This is a genomic window from Paenibacillus anseongensis (assembly GCF_009757995.1).
In the GTDB taxonomy this organism is placed as follows: domain Bacteria; phylum Bacillota; class Bacilli; order Paenibacillales; family NBRC-103111; genus Paenibacillus_E; species Paenibacillus_E chondroitinus.
Window position 1 is genome coordinate 1 of the sequence record NZ_WSEM01000013.1, and the last position, 16,236, is coordinate 16,236.

Here is a 16,236-nt window from a genome sequence, read left to right on the forward strand (position 1 = left end):
ATGTACAGAGGGTGCTTGTTTTTTGCAAAGCTGAATAATTAGCATCTACAGGAATGCTATGCATGCACGATCTCGTGGAAAGTAGGATAGAGTTGTATTACAATAGTTGCATGTGCAATTATTCATATCTTCGTTAACGGAATGGAAGGGTGATCTTGGCTTGAGGTATTCGAGATTCGGTAAATCCGGTTATAACGTATCGTCACTGGGCTTTGGGGCAATGAATCTTCCCAATGTACCCTTGGAACAGGCTAGAGAGGCGCTGAACTATGCCCTGGATCACGGCATTAATTATATCGACACCGCAGCCGCCTATCGCAACAGCGAAGAGATCATCGGCGAATGCATTTCGCATCGCAGGGACGAGTATTTTTTGGCGACGAAGACAGGAGCGCGTGATTACGAAACGGCGAAGGCGGAGATCGAGCGAAGCCTGGTGCGTATGAAAACGGACCATGTCGATTTGCTGCAAATTCACTATGTGAACTACGTAACTGAATTTAAAAAGGCTATGGATATCGAAGGCGCTTACAAAGCCGCGCTGGAAGCTCAGCGAGCAGGCAAAGTCCGCTTCATCGGAATTTCCGGACATCGGCCGGATTTGCTGACGAAATGGATTGCAAAAGGGCAATTCGATCAAATTTTGTTTCATTTGAATTTAGCGCAGCCTTTTGCCTTAGAGGAGCTTATTCCCAAAGCAACAGAGATGGATTTGATGAAGGTTGCGATGAAGCCGCTATCCGGCGGATTCATTCAACCCGTTGACCGGGCCATCCGGTACCCGTACAGCCAGAACGTTCATGTAACTATTTCGGGGATGGTCAGTGTGAAGGAAGTGCAGGAAAACCTGGATGCACAAGAGCAAGAGGTTGGCACGGAAGAGCGTCAAGAGCTCGAACAATTGGCAATTGAACTCGGTCAGCACGATTGCAGACGGTGCAACTACTGTTCCTGCCCACTTGAAATCGCTATTCCGGATGTGATGATTTCGAGCAAGTTTAGAGAAAAATTTGGTTTGCTGCCGAAGGGCGAGGGATTTTTCCAAAGACAAAAGGATAGAATAGTAGGCTGTGCTGACCATGATCCATGCAAAGAGAAGCCGATTTGCGAAGAGAAATGCCCGTATCACCTGCCTATGCAGTCCGTTATTCAGAAGGCAGCATCTTTTTATTAAGCTAACAGGGAGAATGACACGATGTTTGCAAAAACAACAGCAATTACGACGGGCGTGTTCACGTCATTCACGCATAACGAGCAAGGGGCAGACGCCATCGTCGTCTGCCTAAGTGAAGCCGAGCTGCGCGAGGACGTGGTCCTCGGCGAGCCGCAGCTCGATCAAGCCCTTCAGCGCCTTCGCGCGAAGGGCATCTTCACGGGCGCCTCAGGCGAGCTCGAGGCGCTGCCCACCTACGGGCTGCTGCCGTACGCGTACGTGCTCGTTGCGGGGCTCGGCCCCGCAACCTCGCGCGATACGCTGCGAGCAGCCGCTGTGCATGCAGCGCGCGAGGCACTCGCGCTGAAGCTCGAAAGCTTGGCGCTGAAGCTGCCAAGCGGCTTCGACAGCCGGTCCGCCGTCACGGCGCTGACCGAAGGGCTGCTTCTCGGTACATACCGCATCGCGGTGTACCGCAAAAACGAGCCGGCGCGCGCAGAGCTGCGCCGGGCGGTACTGCTTACAGAAGCGGCTGCGGATGCAGCGCTTCTGGCGTCCGCGATCGCAGCCGCTGAGGCGGTTGCGGAGGGCACGAACTATGCCCGGGATCTCACGAACCTCCCGGCCAATAAGCTCCTTCCGGCTACCCTCGCAGAGGAAGCCATGAAGCTTGCCCAGCACTACGGCTTCGGCTGCGAAGTGCTGGATGAGCACGAGATCGCCGCCCGCGGAATGGGCGGCCTGATCGCGGTTGGCGCAGGCAGCGCCAACCCGCCACGGATGATCACCCTGCAATACAAGGGTGATCCGGGCTCAGCCGACGTGCTGGGCCTCGTCGGCAAAGGCGTGACCTTCGATACCGGCGGCATCTCGATGAAAAGCCCCGACGGCATGGAAGAGATGATCAGCGATATGGGCGGAGCCGCCACGCTGCTTGGAGCTCTTCACATCGTCGGGCAGCTGAAACCGAAGATGAACTTGGTCGTCGTCATTCCATCAGCGGAAAACATGACGTCCGGCTCGGCTTATCGTCCAGGCGATATCGTGAAGATGCTGAGCGGACACTCCGTGGAAGTGCTGAATACGGACGCAGAGGGCCGTATCATCTTGGCGGAGGGGATCACCTACGCGAAGAAGCTCGGAGCAAATCGCCTGATCGATGTCGCTACTTTGACGGGCGCTATCTTGATCTCCTTCGCCGATGTTGCGACGGGAGCTGTGACGAACGATGATGAGTTCCTCAAGCCGTTGCTTCAAGCGGCTGGCGAAGCGGGCGAGAAGCTCTGGCAGCTGCCTAATTATCCGGAGTATCGTGAGATGCTGAAAAGCGATGTGGCGGATATTAAAAACCAAGCCTCCTCAGATCGCTGGGCGGGGGCCATTACTGGAGGGCTTTTCATCGGATACTTCGCCGAAGAAACGCCTTGGATTCATCTCGATACCGGCGGCACAGCATGGTTATGGTCAGCCAAAGGCATTGAGCCCAAGGGAGCAACAGGTGTTATGGTGCGGACATTAGCTGCTTATTTATGCGGCGATCAATTAAGATAAATGCTTTTCTAATAAAATGAGGCTGTCCCAAAAGTCATCGATTGACCGAGGGAGAGCCTTTTTTTCGATTTTTTTGGTATGAAAAAAGTGGGAACTTTTACCTTTTATGTGCGTAAATAAAGCTTGATAAATAAAGAGGGAGGGGATTGTAATGTTAGGCATTATCGTGATTTTACTGTTGTCGTGGCTTTTGCTTCGCTTCACGATTAGGCAGCAATTGTCCGTACTAGGGTACAATCCCATTGGTCTGCGCCTACGGCAGTTTGGAATTGCTTTACTGATTGGACTGTTTGTTTGTGTGGTTGTCAAATGGACAGAGTCTATGGTTACGTCAGCGGGCTGGGAAATACATTCAGGCTATCAATGGTCAGAATTTTTCTCCGCCAGTTGGTGGAGTTTGAAGTCTGTTTGGTTTGAAGAGCTGCTATTTCGAGGTGCATTGCTTGTCATACTGATCCGCTGGCTGGGTGTTCGATTGGGAATTGTTCTTTCGGCAGCCGCGTTTGGGGCTTATCACTGGTTCTCGTATGGTTTGTTCGGCAATATTCCTGTCATGATCTTGATGTTTGCAGCTACTTTTGTGATGGGACTTGTATGGGCGTATGCGTACTCAAAATCAGGTTCCATGGCCATCGCAGTAGGCAGCCATCTTGGTTGGAATGCAGCATCGGCAATTATTTTCTCTGACGGTCCTATTGGTGATCAATTGTTAATTCCGCTTAAAGGTGCTGAGTATGTGCCGCTCACGGGCCTGCCGTCGTTATTATTTTTTATCGCTTCGAATTCAGCGTTACCATTCATACTTTTTTTCTGGATCAAGTACAAGAAATCGGCTTAAAAATTCTGCTCCATAAAAAAGAGGCTGCCCCAAGTCATCCAATGACCGTAGGACAGCCTCGTTTGTCGCTTAAGCACCGACACTTCTTCCGGCTGCGGCAGGCTGCGAAACTGTTTTTTGCAGCAGCTCATTCACATCGGATAATTGAATAACGATTCTGTTGATTTCATTCGTCGTATAAGAGAGCTGGCTCATACGCTGCTGAAGCTGCGGCAAGGAGATGCCGACCCAGCCCTTCTTGCTGCGATGCAGGGATAAGTCATATTTGAGCACCGTCATAGTGGCGGCAAATGGATCTGGTTTGACATAGACATCTCTCATGACATCATCCAGATTGAAATAGAGCTGCCCACGGTCCCATTTAACAAAACCTTGCTCGAACAAGATCACTAGGAAATCGGAACCTGACTTGTCTTTGTTCTCCATCGTAATAAGTCGGACAGCGCCTTTGGCCTGATTCGGCTTGATGTACTGGCCTGAACGAATATCAGGAAGGAAAGGAACAATGAGAAGCGGGCCTACACTGGCGATATACAAATAAGTTGTTGACTGAAACACAAGAGAGAGTACAATAAAGGTCAAAAAGAGAATTGAGCTTGCGATAAGACCAAAATAGTTTGGTTTCATAATATGTCGATGATCCCGCCTGACATGATAGATTAGGTAGTCAGTCCCATTTTACCATAAGCGCCCTATATCTTGTAAACTATTAGATCAGTCAATAGGTTTTACCCTTACAAAATGGAGGCGAGCATGCTTATGAAAATGCTGGACACCTTGTGGAATCCCCGAAAAAAACGCTCCTACTACCGAAAAAGTCTCCTCATCGCTACGCTGGAAGGATTCCCGGCTGTTGTGATTTTTCAGCTATTGGGCGGTCCTTTCTTAACCGGTTATTTATTGTACCTTGGTGCGACATCGACGGAGATCGGGTTTGTACTAGCCATCACGACCGTGGTGAATATCATCCAAATCGGTATGGCTGTAGCGATGCAGAAATTCAGGAACCGCAAGCGGATGCTCCTCATTTTCGGCTCCTCTCACAGGTTGTTATGGGCTTCCGTGGGTTTGATCCCGTTTCTGTTCCCGCAAGATTGGTGGGTCGTGATGTATATCATTCTGTATACAGTGGCTCATTTGGGCAATGCCGCAGGCGGTGTCGTGTGGACCTCACTCATTAGCGATGCGGTTCCGGGTCCGGTTCGCGGGCGATATTTTGGAATTCGTAATACAATTCTAGGCGGAGTAAGTTCCCTTGCCCTTTTTATAGGCGGGCAGATTCTGGATAAATATCCTGGCGGACAGGGTTTTACCTATTTATTTATGATTGTCGGTGTTTGCGCGCTCCTCAATATACTGGCGTATTGCTTATATCCGAATCCGCCTTTTGAGCCGTCCAAGGAATCGAATCCGATTGGAATGATTGGGAAGCCATTGAAGGACAGCGCTTTTATAAAAGCAATTATTTTCTTAGCTGTGTTTTTATTTGTGCAAAGTTTGACCGTGCCGCTATTTTCCTATGTGATGCTAAAGCTCATGGATATTAACTATGAAACAGTCTCCTACATCACCGTCGTCCATACGTTGGTCATGATGGCGAGTTACTATGTTTGGGGTAACCTGAACGCACGTTATTCAGCGCAGACCTTGTTGTTATGGTCTTTACCGATCATTGCCCTCGCTTGTCTGTTGTGGGGGGCGATTGCCTTCATTCCGGCGATTGTCGTGCTTTATGCGGTTCATATCGTGCTAGGTGTAGGACTCGGCGGGTTTAACCAGATGGTCTTCACATTTACAATTGGCGATACACCGAAAAGTGAACGGCCCATGTACATTGCAACGTACTCGGCGATTACGGGTTTTGCCGCCTTTTTAGGACCGATTGTTGGGGGAAAAGTATATGAACTCATTGCGGAGGCCCCGATGTGGATGCAGATTTATGGCGTTTCGACACTTGTGGGCTTTGTGCTTATGATACTTGGATTCGTGGTAGGACGCCTAGTACTCGGGAAACAAATAAGGAGCTGACTTTTCAAAATGACAAGAAAAAGAATCGGAATCATCGGGCTTGGGGATATCGCGCAAAAAGTATATCTTCCATTGCTATCCGTTAATGAACAAGTAGACATCGCTGGCATTATGAGCTCCACACTGGCAACCGTTGAACGAATGAAGACAAAGTATCGAATTCCGTTCGGGACAACGAGGCTCGAAGAGCTGCTTGCGCTTGATTTGGATGCTGTCTTCGTGCACAGCCCGACTCCGACCCATTATGAAATTGCTATGAAAAGCATGGAGCAGGGTGTGGCGGTTTATGTAGATAAGCCATTGTCCTACGATTGGGAGCAGTCGGTAGAGATGGCTTCTTATGCGGAACGAAAAGGCGTGCTCCTCGCAGCGGGCTTTAACCGCAGGTTTGCTCCGCTCTATCTCGAAGCGCGTGACTGGCTGAAGGAAGCAGGCGGCTTCGATTGGTGTTCAGCGATTAAGCATCGGATTAAGCAGCAGGGTCATGGCGCCAAAGAAACGTTGTATGATGATTTGATCCATATGCTGGATCTTTTGCTCTGGCTGGGGGAGAGCCCCTATGAAGTGGTTTCGTCTCATCAACAAGTGGATGAAGTTGGAAAGCTGCTTCACGCGTCAGGTACATTGTCTTTCGGCTCCTCGCAGGGCACTTATAGCATGGTGAGGCTAGCTGGCGTGGATCTGGAAAAAGTCGAGCTGCACGGCAGCGGCCGTTCGGTCGAGGTGACGAATCTGGAGTCAGCGGTCTTCTATGAAAAAGGCGCCGCGCCGCGCGTACGTTCCTTCGGAAGTTGGGACACCGTGCTGGAGAGAAGGGGATTTGCCAGCGTCGTCCAACATTTTCTGGACAGCCTGGCTGACCCGAATGCTTGCACGATCCGCGGCGACCTTGTGCTTGCGTCTCATCAGCTGGTTGAGCGGCTGTCTGTTTAGAAATGTTGCTAGGGGCTGTCTTTGAGTAGAGTGTAGTGTTCTACTTGAGGGTGGCCTTTTTTTGTTATGCTGGGTTGGGGGGCTACGTATCAAGGGTGCTTGTATGTGCCTGCGAGTGCTTGCTGCTGTACGGGAGCGGGGAGCGGAACTACAGGGTGCTATTTGAGCGGAATGAGCTGATTATGGGTCTCTGGGGGAACTACAGGGTCTTAATTGACAGGAAAACTGCTATTTGAGCTGAAAATGGCGGAATAGAGGACCACAGTTCCCTTGGCAGACTAAAGTAGCTCTTTATTGCAAAATAGGGGATTGTAGTTCCCTAATTATGAGGATTCGTGTGGGATAGCGGCTAATTTTACTCAGCAGGCACTTATGAGGCACTTTGGTTTGATGGAAGATTGATATGTAGATCTGGTTATAACGTTTAGTTGGAGTAAATCCAACGAGCAGGTTCGTCTGGGCAGACTATTTGTGTAGTTCATTGGATCATTTCCAACGAAATAGCTAGAAGTGACTTGATTATGGCTCATTTCAGAGGCTTTATTGGAAATCATCCAATTGAAAGCTGATTTACGAGCCTAAAATAACCTTCTCAATGGAATTCTTCCAATGTAACTTGAAAATGAACCGTATGGCCAGCCACTTAGGACTTAGGCAAATGCGCTTGCTAATCGAATCTTGAAGAGTTACCTCAGTTCCAAGCAGAATAAGAGACCGGAACATGCTATGATAAAACCACATGGAAACTATCCCCTAGGAGGACTAGCCCCGAATGTCAAAAGCGGATCAAATGCTAGCCATTCTATGGCTCATCAAATCACATAAACAAATAACGGCAAAGCAATTAGCCGAAAAGCTGGAGATTCACATCCGCACGGTGTACCGGTACATCGATGCGCTGTGTGCGAGCGGTGTTCCGATCATATCGGATTCCGGGCATCATGGCGGTTACCGCTTGCTCGGGCAGTTTAACGAGGCGCCGCTCGTTTTTGATCTGGATGAGCAGAAGGCGCTCATCCACGCGGCCTCCTTTGCCTTGGAGACAGGATATCCCTATGGAGAAAAGCTGAATCAGGCTGTTGCCAAGCTTAAGTTATACACCAATCGGGAGCAATTGGAGCAGATCCATCTTCATGAGCAGGGGCTGGACGTCATTTCGCCGCAGGCGGATGCTGCCGAGTCTTACTTGCTGCAAGAAGTGGAGATGGCTGTTGCCAAACGAGTCACGCTGCGCATGCATTATCAAAAAGGCTACGGTACGGCAGCAGAAACCCGCAATCTGGATCCATATGGACTCGTTTGCTGGAAAAACAAATGGTATGTCGTTGGGCACTGTCATCTGCGGAACGAAATTCGCAGCTTTCGGGTGGACCGCATCCGGGAGTTGTCCAAGATGGACACGACATTTGAGAGGCCGATCGATTTCTCGGCTGGCCAATTCCTCCTTACAGGCGTCCTGCCTGACGCAGATAAACCGGAAGAACTGATTTCCGTTAAAATTACAGGTAGCGAGCAAGCGCTGGACGACCTGTGCGGCCATTGGTTCCTGGCCCATGCGCTAGTTGAGCGCTCGCGGTATGAAGCCCATTTTCAAGTCCAGGAGAAAGTCATCCACACTCATCTTCCCTATCAAATCCTCAGTTATGGAGACATGATTCAAGTTAAGGAACCTCAAATGCTTATCCAGATGCTGCGGGAAATTACGCTGAATTTACATCAATATTATTCGTCCCTGCCGATTGACTGACCGTTTTTGTCAGTGAAGCCGAGGTACAATGAGCTCATGTTTAACACAGCGTTGCATTCTGGGGAGGATGATGAAGCATGAGAGAACAAACAATCAAAACCTATGATTATCACGTTTGGGCCAATAATAAAGTATTTGAACGGCTGGCGGAATTGCCGAATGAAGTACTGCATCAAGAGCTTGGCAACGTGTTTCCGACGATTTACAACGGGTTGGTGCACATTTATCTGGTGGATGCTGTTTGGTTGTCAGGCATGAAGGGGAACAGCTATGAGCAGATTATAGAGCTGTTAGGCACGATTGAAGCTAAAACAGCGGGTAAAAGTTTGGAGGAGCTGCAAGCTGTGTATTGGGAAAAAGCCGAGGATTATCGCGTTTTCCTGAATAGTGTAGACGATTTGCAAGCGAAAAAGCAGTTTCCGCATCCAACCTTTGGTGTGCTGAATGCCAACATTCAAGAATTAATTCAGCATATCGTGAATCACGGCACCTACCACCGAGGCAATATTTCCTCGATGCTCCGTCAGCTGGGACATGCGGGGGCTTCAAGCGACTGGGTCTTCTATTTATATGAGGTCAATAAGTAAGAAAAAGGGCTGCCCTAAAAGTCTATGGATCATAAGACTTCTAGGGTAGCCCCATCTTTTTATCCGCAGCTGCAGTTCAGGACAGGCTTGCGGGCGGCAAGCGCTTCGTCCATGCGGCTGACCACGGTGGTGTATGGTGCATTTTTAACGATATCGGGATTTTCTTCCGCCTCTTTGGCGATGGCGATCATCGTGTCGATAAATTCGTCCAGCGTTTGCTTGCTTTCCGTCTCGGTCGGCTCGATCATGATGCATTCTTCGACGCTAAGCGGGAAATAGATTGTCGGCGGATGATAGCCGAAGTCAAGCAATCGTTTGGCAATATCGAGAGTGCGCACGCCAAGCTTCTTCTGACGGTTGCCCGATAGCACGAACTCGTGCTTACAGAAGCGCGGATGCGGTACGTCGAAGTAAGGCGTCAGCCTAGCCAGCATGTAGTTGGCGTTGAGCACGGCAAACTCGGATACTTTGCGCAGGCCTTCCGGACCGAGCGTCCGGATATAGGTATAGGCGCGAACGAGGATGCCGAAGTTGCCGTAGTAGCCTTTCACGCGGCCGATCGATTGCGGGTAGTTGTAGTCAAAATAAAAGCTGCCGTCCTCCTTCTGAGCCACAAGCGGCGTAGGCAGGAACGGAATGAGCTTTTCTTTGACGCCGACAGGGCCGGCGCCTGGACCGCCGCCGCCATGCGGGGTGCTCATCGTTTTGTGCAGGTTGAGATGGACGACGTCGAAGCCCATGTCGCCGGGGCGGGTAATGCCCATAATGGCATTCGCATTAGCGCCGTCGTAATAGAGCAATCCGCCCGCAGCATGAACGATCTCGGCGATCTCGACGATCTGCTCCTCGAACAGGCCGAGTGTGTTTGGATTGGTGAGCATCAGAGCGGCCGTGTCCGGCCCAACGGCTTTGCGAAGCTCATCGAGATTCACGAGACCACGTTCGTTGGACTTGATCGTGATGGTCTCAAAGCCTGCGACTGTAGCGCTGGCTGGATTCGTGCCGTGTGCGGAGTCCGGGCAAATGACTTTGGTCCGCTTCTCGCCGCGGCTTTCATGGTAGGAGCGAATCATCATGAGTCCGGTCCACTCGCCATGTGCGCCAGCTGCGGGCTGAAGAGTGACGCGATCCATGCCGGTGATGGCTTCAAGGTCCTTTTGGAGGTTATAGAGCAGCTCCAGGGCGCCTTGCAGCGATTCTTCCGGCTGGTACGGATGTATTTTGGCGAAGCCTGGGAAGCGGGCGACGTCTTCGTTGATTTTGGGATTGTATTTCATGGTACACGAGCCAAGCGGGTAAAAGCCGTTGTCCACGCCAAAATTGCGGCGAGAGAGGGCTGTATAGTGGCGGATGACATCTACCTCATATACTTCCGGCAGCTCTGCGGCGCTTTTGCGTTGGAACTTGGAAGGCAAGACTTCATTCAGATCCAGCTCCGGCACATCAGATTCCGGCAAGGAATAAGCGACACGGCCTGGATGGCTCATTTCGAAAATGAGGGCTTTGCCGTCATTTTTTACGGTAATGTTGCTTTCATTCGTACTTGTTGTCATACGAGTTCCTCCAGTGCATCAGCGAAGGCATCGATTTCTTCGCGCGTTCTTTGCTCGGTGACGGCGATTAGCATATGACCGGCGAGCTCGGGATAATCGCGGCCAAGGTCGTAGCCGCCGATGATGTTACGCTGCAGGAGCTTGCTGCTCAGCTCCTGCACATTCGCGCCGTCTGGAAGCTTGACGGCGAATTCATTGAAGAAGCTGCCAGCGAATGGCAGCGAGAGCTTGCCGGACGCGGTGAGGCGTTTCGCCGCGTAGTGTGCTTTTTGGACGTTGAGCTTGCCAACGTCCTGAATGCCCTGCTTGCCCATCGTGGACAAGTACACGGATGCGCAAAGCGCGAGAAGCGCTTGGTTGGAGCAGATGTTCGACGTGGCTTTCTCACGGCGAATGTGCTGCTCCCGCGCTTGGAGCGTCAAGACGAAGCCGCGCTTGCCGGCGCGGTCGACGGTTTGGCCCACGATGCGCCCCGGCATGCGGCGCATCCAGCTTTCGGCGACGGCGAAGTAGCCGCACGTCGGCCCGCCAAGCGCAGCTGGGATGCCGAGCGGCTGGCAGTCGCCGACCACGATGTCAGCGCCGAGCTTGCCCGGCGCTTCGAGCAGCCCGAGCGTGAGCGGATTGGCGCTCACGACAAGCAGGGCGCCCGCGCCGTGCGCGATCGGCTCCGCCGCGCCGATATCCTCCATGCAGCCGAAGAAATTCGGCGATTGGAGGATGACGGCGGCGGCGCCTTCGGCCTTGGAAGCGAGGTCGTGGAGGTCCGTCACACCCTCGGGTGTGAGGCCGATCTCGACCACTTCCAAGTTCAGCCCGCGGGCGGTGGTGCGCAAGATGGCGCGCGCTTCCGGGTGCACCGCGCGGGAGACGAGCAGACGGCTGCGCTTCGTCGCTCCGCTGGCAAGGGCGCCGGCTTCGGCCAGCGCCGTGGCGCCGTCGTACATCGAGGCGTTCGCTACGGCCATGCCGGTGAGCTCGCAAATGTACGACTGAAATTCAAAAATCGCCTGCAGCTCCCCTTGGGAGATCTCCGGCTGATAAGGCGTATACGCGGTGTAGAACTCCGAACGCGAGATGACATGATTGATCACCACGGGAAGGTGATGATCGTAGATGCCAGCACCGAGGAAGCTGGCGTAGCGGTCGAAGTCGGCGTTGCGGCTGGATAGGCCGCGCATGTAGCGCAGCAATCCCTGCTCATCCAGCGCCTTCGATACGTTCAGTTCGCCTTGAAAGCGAACCTTTTGCGGAATATCTTGAAACATCTCTTCCATCGAGGAGATGCCGATTGTCGCCAGCATATCTTTCTGATCTTGCTCGGTAATAGGCAAATAACGATGCTTCATGGTGGGCGTGCTCCTCTCCGGGTTACGGCTTTCTTTTATAAAAAGGGGTGGCCACGACTTTCGCTTTAACCTGTGCCCCGCGGATTTCCACATTCACTTCCGTGCCCAGCGCGCTGTAGGCGGAATCAATTAAAGCGAGGCCTACATTCGTTTTGAACGTAGGAGACTGCGTGCCGGTTGTGACTTCCCCGATAGGCGCACCCTCCGTCGTGAAAACCTTATAATGCGGCCGCGGAATGCCACGATCAATCATCTCAATGCCAACGAGCTTGCGCGGTGTGCCGTTCGCTTTATGCCCAGCGATCACATCACGCCCGATGAAATCTCCTTTATCCAATTTCACAAAATAGTTCAGTCCGGCTTCCAGCGGCGAAATATCCTGAGAGAGCTCTTGCCCGTAAAGGGGAAGCCGCGCTTCAAAACGCAGCGTATCGCGAGCGCCTAAGCCAGCTGGTACGAGCCCTTGTTCTTGACCTGCCTCTAGCAGCAGCTTCCACAGTTGAACGGCATCGTGCCTATCGACGTACAGCTCGAAGCCGTCTTCTCCGGTATAACCTGTACGGGATAGTAGGGCGTTAATACCGGCTACCTTCACATCAGGTAGGAAACGAAACGTTTTCAAAGTCTGAATAGGAGCGTCTGTCAATTTGGCTAAAATCCGTTCGGCGTGGGGACCTTGCAAAGCGAGCATAGCGGTTTCATCGGATATGTTGGTGATTTCCGTGCGGCCAACAAGATGCTGCTGCATCCATGCCATATCTTTGTCGATATTGGAGGCGTTAATGACCAGCATGTAGTTGTTGTCGCTTTGTTTATAAACGAGCAGATCGTCAACGACACCGCCTTCCGGGTAGCACATGAGGCTGTATTGGCATTGCCCGTTTTCGAGCTTTGCCACATCGTTCGTGGTGATCTTTTGCAGAAAAGAGAGGGCGTCTTCCCCGGTAACCCGGACTTCTCCCATATGCGACACATCAAAAAGCCCGGCTTGCTGTCTGACGGCATCGTGCTCTTTTTGAATACCTGTGAACTGCACCGGCAGCTCCCAGCCTCCAAAGTCAATAACTCGCGCTCCATGCTCCGCATATACAGGGAAGAGCGGTGTTCGTTTCAGCATGCGTTTACCTCACCTTCGATTTTGTACATCCCATATCTTGCCCAAAATACAAAAAAGAGCAAAAGATATGCAACACAAACATACCTTTTGCCCTGTCCTTTTTACCTGAGAGTTACCTCGATTAGACCCATGTTATCCGGCCGTCAAGTTTCCCCTTTGGTGTCCGAGTTTCCGCATGCGCGGTCATTCGAAGCTCTCCAGAGTTGCGTCCGGTACAAGTCCTTTTGCCTGAGAGATTCACCGTTACTCGGCTTACTCCTTCGGCGCCGCGATCGTTCTCTGCGGTCTCTCCCTGCACCATCATTCGCCAATATTCAATTTGTAGTATTGTATTAATTTTTGCCTATGAAGGTGTGAATTGTCAATTGTTACTTTTCATAAAATTTACCTTCGTCCGCCTTGACTTTGATGTTCCCATTAGATTAAGCTAAAAGCAAAATTTGCTGGTAAGCGAGGCGTAAAACGATGAGTAACGTACAAGCCAATTTGTTATACACCAAAGAACATGAGTGGGTAGAAAAGCTGTCGGACACAGTAGTTCGTGTAGGTATTACTGATTTTGCCCAAGATCAATTGGGAGATATTGTGTTTGTTGAACTGCCTAAGGCTGGAGCATCCATTACCGCAAATGAAAGCATCGGCAGCGTGGAATCCGTCAAAACGGTTTCCGACATTTTCTCGCCTGTATCCGGCAAGGTAACAGCTGTGAACAGCTCTTTGGAAGGATCACCGGAACTGGTAAACAGTGCGCCGTTTGGCGAAGGCTGGATGGTTGAGGTTGAGGTTTCCGGCGCGGATGCGCTTGAAGGTTTGCTGACGGCTGATGAGTATGCTTCGTATATCGGCAACGAGTAAGACGCGGCGCTTTTGCTAAAAAAAACGAGTTCCTAGCTATCGATTTTTCGATAGTAGGGCTCGTTTTTTTGTTTTCGGGGATGTGGTAAACAAGCATCCGACCTATGTTGTACTTAGTGCAACTAAAACACATATTTTCTGCCCATAACAGCCGCTTCGTTGTACAAAATACAACCATTTGGGGGGAGGAGGGGTCAAAATAGCCCACTAGAGGTCAAATGGTTGTAGAAAGTGCAATGAAGGTAAGGGGTGGAGCTTGTAAAGCGCTCTCAAATTGCACAAAGTGCAATATAGCGCTTGAGCCAGCGCTGCTCTTGAACACTCGCCCGAACCCCCGCTTGAACGCAACTGTGAGCATAATGTACGCAAACTCCACTTGAACACAGACTGGACTCGAACACTCGCCCGAACTCGAGCCCGAACACGCACTTGAAAGCGGACGGAAGTGATAAACCCAATGTAAACGTGCATTCATCCGACTGTTGTAGTTAGGGTAGACAAGCATCCAACCTATGTTGTACTTAGTACAACCAAAACACATATTTTCTGCCCATAACAGCCGCTTCGTTGTACAAAATACAACCATTTTAGGGGAGAAGGGTTCAAAACAGCCCACTAGAGGTCAAATGGTTGTAAAAAGTGCAATGAAGGTAAGGGTCGGAGCTTGTAAAGCGCTCTCAAATTGCACAAAGTGCAATGAAGCAAAGGAGTGTGGCCTGTAAAGCGCTGCTCTTGAACACTCGCCCGAACCCCGCTTGAACGCAACTGCGAGCATAATGTACGCACACTCCGCTTGAACACAGACTGGACTCGAACACTCGCCCGAACTCGAGCCTGAACACGCTCTTGAACGGCAGAAGTAGATAAGCCCCATGTAAACGTGCATTCATCCGACTGTTGAAGTTAGGGTAAACAAGCATCCAACCTATGTTGTACTTAGTACAACCAAAACATATATTTTCCCTTCATATTGTCTGCTCCGTTGTACAAAATACAACCATTTGGGGGGAGAAGTGGTCAAAACAGCCCTCTAGAGGTCAAATGGTTGTAAAAAGTACAATCAAGGTAAGGGTTGGAGCTTGTAAAGCGCTCTCAAATTGCACAAAGTGCAATCTAGCGCTTGAGCGCGTGCTTAGGCGTGTTTAGGCGTGCTTAGGATACGCAATACGCTGGAAAACCTGCATAAACACGCCTTGAACGGCAGAAGTAGATAAACCAAATACCACCTCCGAGGAAAAAGTCGATTTTTGTCGGTAAAACTGAGTTTGGACTTGACAGCTTTTAAAGAGGAGGCATATAATAAGAAACATGAAATAGGTAACCGGTTACACATCGTTTATCGCGGTAACATAAATAATAAATATGCAATGTGTAAATAATAGTATTTATCGAGATAAAGGAAAATTTCGGGAGCATGTAACCGGTACCCTACGCAAGGATTTCTTTGCTAAGAGTACGGGTTTGCTTTTTAGTAGGAGTGAGTCGTAACCAGTGGCAACAATCAGAGATGTAGCAAAGTTGGCAGGCGTTTCCGTAGCGACCATTTCCCGATATTTGAACAAAAACGGATATGTCAACGAAGAAACAAAATTGCGAGTAGAGCAAGCGATCAAAACGCTTCAGTACGAACCGAACGCGATGGCTAGAGGGCTTGCAGGAAGAAAGACAGGAACGATCGCCTTAATATTCCCGGATATCACGAACCCATTCTTTGCGGAGTTGGCTAGAGCTGTTGAGGATGTTGCACGCATGTATGGGTATACGGTGATCCTATGCAATTCGGATAATCAAGCAGATAAGGAGCAAACCTACATCAGGGTGCTGAAGCAGCGGTATGTAGATGGCATTTTGTTTGCTTCCTACAGCCTTCGTTCTGACGATGTTGATGCTTTGAATAATGAGAAAATTCCTTTCATTATGCTGGATAGAGCGCCGCGCGAGACTTCTTGCACGGTCGTAAGTTCCAAGCATTTGGAAGGGGCGCAGCAAGCTGTACAGCATCTGCTCGATGAGGGCTGCACGAAAATTGCTCATATCTACGGCCCGCAGGATACGGTAACCGGAAGAGAGCGATTCATGGGATATGAGCAATCTGTGAAACATTTTCCTTGGTATTCGCCAAGCCTCGTCGAACCTGGTTATTTCCGCGTCGACGGTGGAATGGAAGCGGTTGAAAACCTGATGAAGCGCCATCCTGATATTGATGGGATTTTTGCCGGCAACGATACGATGGCGGTTGGAGCACTTAAGAAATTGCAGCGAATGGGCGTGCGCGTCCCTGATCAAGTTGCGTTGTGCGGTTTTGACGGAATCGACCTTACGGTCATCGTAGAGCCGGAAATTACGACGGTCGCACAATCGATTTATGATATGGGGATGCTGTCAACACGGCTTCTTATTAAGAAAATCGAGGGTGACAACAGCGAAGATCAAACGCATCTATTCGATGTCAAACTCATTCCTCGCGAGTCAACGAGAAGAAAAAGATAAGAATGAACTATCGAATCGGATGATGGACAGTGGAG

General features: G+C 50.6%; 13 protein-coding genes and 1 riboswitch. Of the genes, 9 read left to right on the top strand and 4 right to left on the bottom strand.

The features are described 5' to 3' along the window. The first annotated feature begins 112 nt into the window (after positions 1 to 112). The 3 genes from GON05_RS14485 to GON05_RS14495 all read left to right on the top strand — a co-directional run bounded on the left by GON05_RS14485 (position 113) and on the right by GON05_RS14495 (position 3,542). On the top strand, positions 113 to 1,174 hold the full coding sequence (locus tag GON05_RS14485) for an aldo/keto reductase (protein ID WP_338114071.1): 1,062 nt from the start codon (positions 113 to 115) through the stop codon (positions 1,172 to 1,174). A 21-nt stretch (positions 1,175 to 1,195) separates the two neighbouring features. Beyond that, on the top strand, positions 1,196 to 2,704 hold the full coding sequence (locus GON05_RS14490) for a leucyl aminopeptidase (protein WP_157319771.1): 1,509 nt from the start codon (positions 1,196 to 1,198) through the stop codon (positions 2,702 to 2,704). A 151-nt stretch (positions 2,705 to 2,855) separates the two neighbouring features. After that, a complete protein-coding gene (locus tag GON05_RS14495; RefSeq protein ID WP_157319772.1) occupies positions 2,856 to 3,542 on the top strand; it encodes a CPBP family intramembrane glutamic endopeptidase in 687 nt (228 codons plus the stop codon). 69 nt (positions 3,543 to 3,611) lie between these two features. Here GON05_RS14495 and GON05_RS14500 read toward each other — a convergent pair whose 3' ends face one another. Then, positions 3,612 to 4,169 (bottom strand): hypothetical protein, encoded by a 558-nt coding sequence (locus tag GON05_RS14500; RefSeq protein WP_157319773.1) that lies wholly within the window; start codon positions 4,167 to 4,169, stop codon positions 3,612 to 3,614. Between the two features lie 126 nt (positions 4,170 to 4,295). Here GON05_RS14500 and GON05_RS14505 point away from each other — a divergent pair, with 126 nt between their 5' ends. The 4 genes from GON05_RS14505 (at position 4,296) to GON05_RS14520 (ending at position 8,837) form a co-directional block, all read left to right on the top strand. Beyond that, on the top strand, positions 4,296 to 5,570 hold the full coding sequence (locus GON05_RS14505; protein ID WP_246239144.1) for an MFS transporter: 1,275 nt from the start codon (positions 4,296 to 4,298) through the stop codon (positions 5,568 to 5,570). Between the two features lie 9 nt (positions 5,571 to 5,579). After that, positions 5,580 to 6,503 carry a Gfo/Idh/MocA family protein gene (locus GON05_RS14510; protein ID WP_157319775.1) on the top strand — a complete coding sequence of 308 codons (924 nt, stop codon included), beginning with the start codon at positions 5,580 to 5,582 and terminating at the stop codon, positions 6,501 to 6,503. Positions 6,504 to 7,275: 772 nt separating this feature from the next. Continuing rightward, complete coding sequence (locus tag GON05_RS14515; RefSeq protein WP_157319776.1) at positions 7,276 to 8,250, top strand: helix-turn-helix transcriptional regulator; 975 nt, start codon at positions 7,276 to 7,278, stop codon at positions 8,248 to 8,250. A gap of 77 nt (positions 8,251 to 8,327) precedes the next feature. Then, the gene (locus tag GON05_RS14520; RefSeq protein ID WP_157319777.1) at positions 8,328 to 8,837 is read left to right on the top strand and encodes a DinB family protein; all 510 of its coding nucleotides are present in this window, start codon (positions 8,328 to 8,330) and stop codon (positions 8,835 to 8,837) included. 59 nt (positions 8,838 to 8,896) lie between these two features. On the opposite strand, the gene gcvPB is transcribed toward GON05_RS14520, so the two are convergent. The 3 genes from gcvPB to gcvT are packed head-to-tail and all read right to left on the bottom strand — an operon-like array spanning position 8,897 to position 12,856. After that, on the bottom strand, positions 8,897 to 10,390 hold the full coding sequence (gcvPB, locus tag GON05_RS14525; RefSeq protein WP_157319778.1) for an aminomethyl-transferring glycine dehydrogenase subunit GcvPB: 1,494 nt from the start codon (positions 10,388 to 10,390) through the stop codon (positions 8,897 to 8,899). Continuing rightward, complete coding sequence (gene gcvPA, locus GON05_RS14530; RefSeq protein WP_157319779.1) at positions 10,387 to 11,739, bottom strand: aminomethyl-transferring glycine dehydrogenase subunit GcvPA; 1,353 nt, start codon at positions 11,737 to 11,739, stop codon at positions 10,387 to 10,389. The genes gcvPB and gcvPA overlap by 4 nt, the downstream gene beginning before the upstream one ends. 22 nt (positions 11,740 to 11,761) lie before the next feature. Then, a complete protein-coding gene (gene gcvT / locus GON05_RS14535) occupies positions 11,762 to 12,856 on the bottom strand; it encodes a glycine cleavage system aminomethyltransferase GcvT (protein ID WP_157319780.1) in 1,095 nt (364 codons plus the stop codon). 206 nt (positions 12,857 to 13,062) lie between these two features. After that, positions 13,063 to 13,160, bottom strand: a riboswitch (glycine riboswitch). Between the two features lie 161 nt (positions 13,161 to 13,321). On the opposite strand from gcvT, the gene gcvH reads away from it, so the two are divergent. Further along, positions 13,322 to 13,711 (top strand): glycine cleavage system protein GcvH, encoded by a 390-nt coding sequence (gene gcvH / locus GON05_RS14540; RefSeq protein WP_157319781.1) that lies wholly within the window; start codon positions 13,322 to 13,324, stop codon positions 13,709 to 13,711. A gap of 1,491 nt (positions 13,712 to 15,202) precedes the next feature. Next, on the top strand, positions 15,203 to 16,201 hold the full coding sequence (locus GON05_RS14545) for a LacI family DNA-binding transcriptional regulator (RefSeq protein ID WP_181646533.1): 999 nt from the start codon (positions 15,203 to 15,205) through the stop codon (positions 16,199 to 16,201). Positions 16,202 to 16,236 lie beyond the last annotated feature (35 nt).

Excerpts from the sequence above, each read along its gene's own strand:
- gcvPB (WP_157319778.1), bottom strand. The coding sequence starts at position 10,390 with ATGACAACAAGTACGAATGAAAGCAACATTACCGTAAAAAATGACGGC.
- GON05_RS14515 (WP_157319776.1), top strand. The coding sequence starts at position 7,276 with ATGTCAAAAGCGGATCAAATGCTAGCCATTCTATGGCTCATCAAATCA.
- GON05_RS14490 (WP_157319771.1), top strand. The coding sequence starts at position 1,196 with ATGTTTGCAAAAACAACAGCAATTACGACGGGCGTGTTCACGTCATTC.
- gcvH (WP_157319781.1), top strand. The coding sequence starts at position 13,322 with ATGAGTAACGTACAAGCCAATTTGTTATACACCAAAGAACATGAGTGG.
- GON05_RS14500 (WP_157319773.1), bottom strand. The coding sequence starts at position 4,169 with ATGAAACCAAACTATTTTGGTCTTATCGCAAGCTCAATTCTCTTTTTG.
- gcvPA (WP_157319779.1), bottom strand. The coding sequence starts at position 11,739 with ATGAAGCATCGTTATTTGCCTATTACCGAGCAAGATCAGAAAGATATG.
- GON05_RS14520 (WP_157319777.1), top strand. The coding sequence starts at position 8,328 with ATGAGAGAACAAACAATCAAAACCTATGATTATCACGTTTGGGCCAAT.
- GON05_RS14505 (WP_246239144.1), top strand. The coding sequence starts at position 4,296 with ATGCTTATGAAAATGCTGGACACCTTGTGGAATCCCCGAAAAAAACGC.
- gcvT (WP_157319780.1), bottom strand. The coding sequence starts at position 12,856 with ATGCTGAAACGAACACCGCTCTTCCCTGTATATGCGGAGCATGGAGCG.
- GON05_RS14510 (WP_157319775.1), top strand. The coding sequence starts at position 5,580 with ATGACAAGAAAAAGAATCGGAATCATCGGGCTTGGGGATATCGCGCAA.
- GON05_RS14495 (WP_157319772.1), top strand. The coding sequence starts at position 2,856 with ATGTTAGGCATTATCGTGATTTTACTGTTGTCGTGGCTTTTGCTTCGC.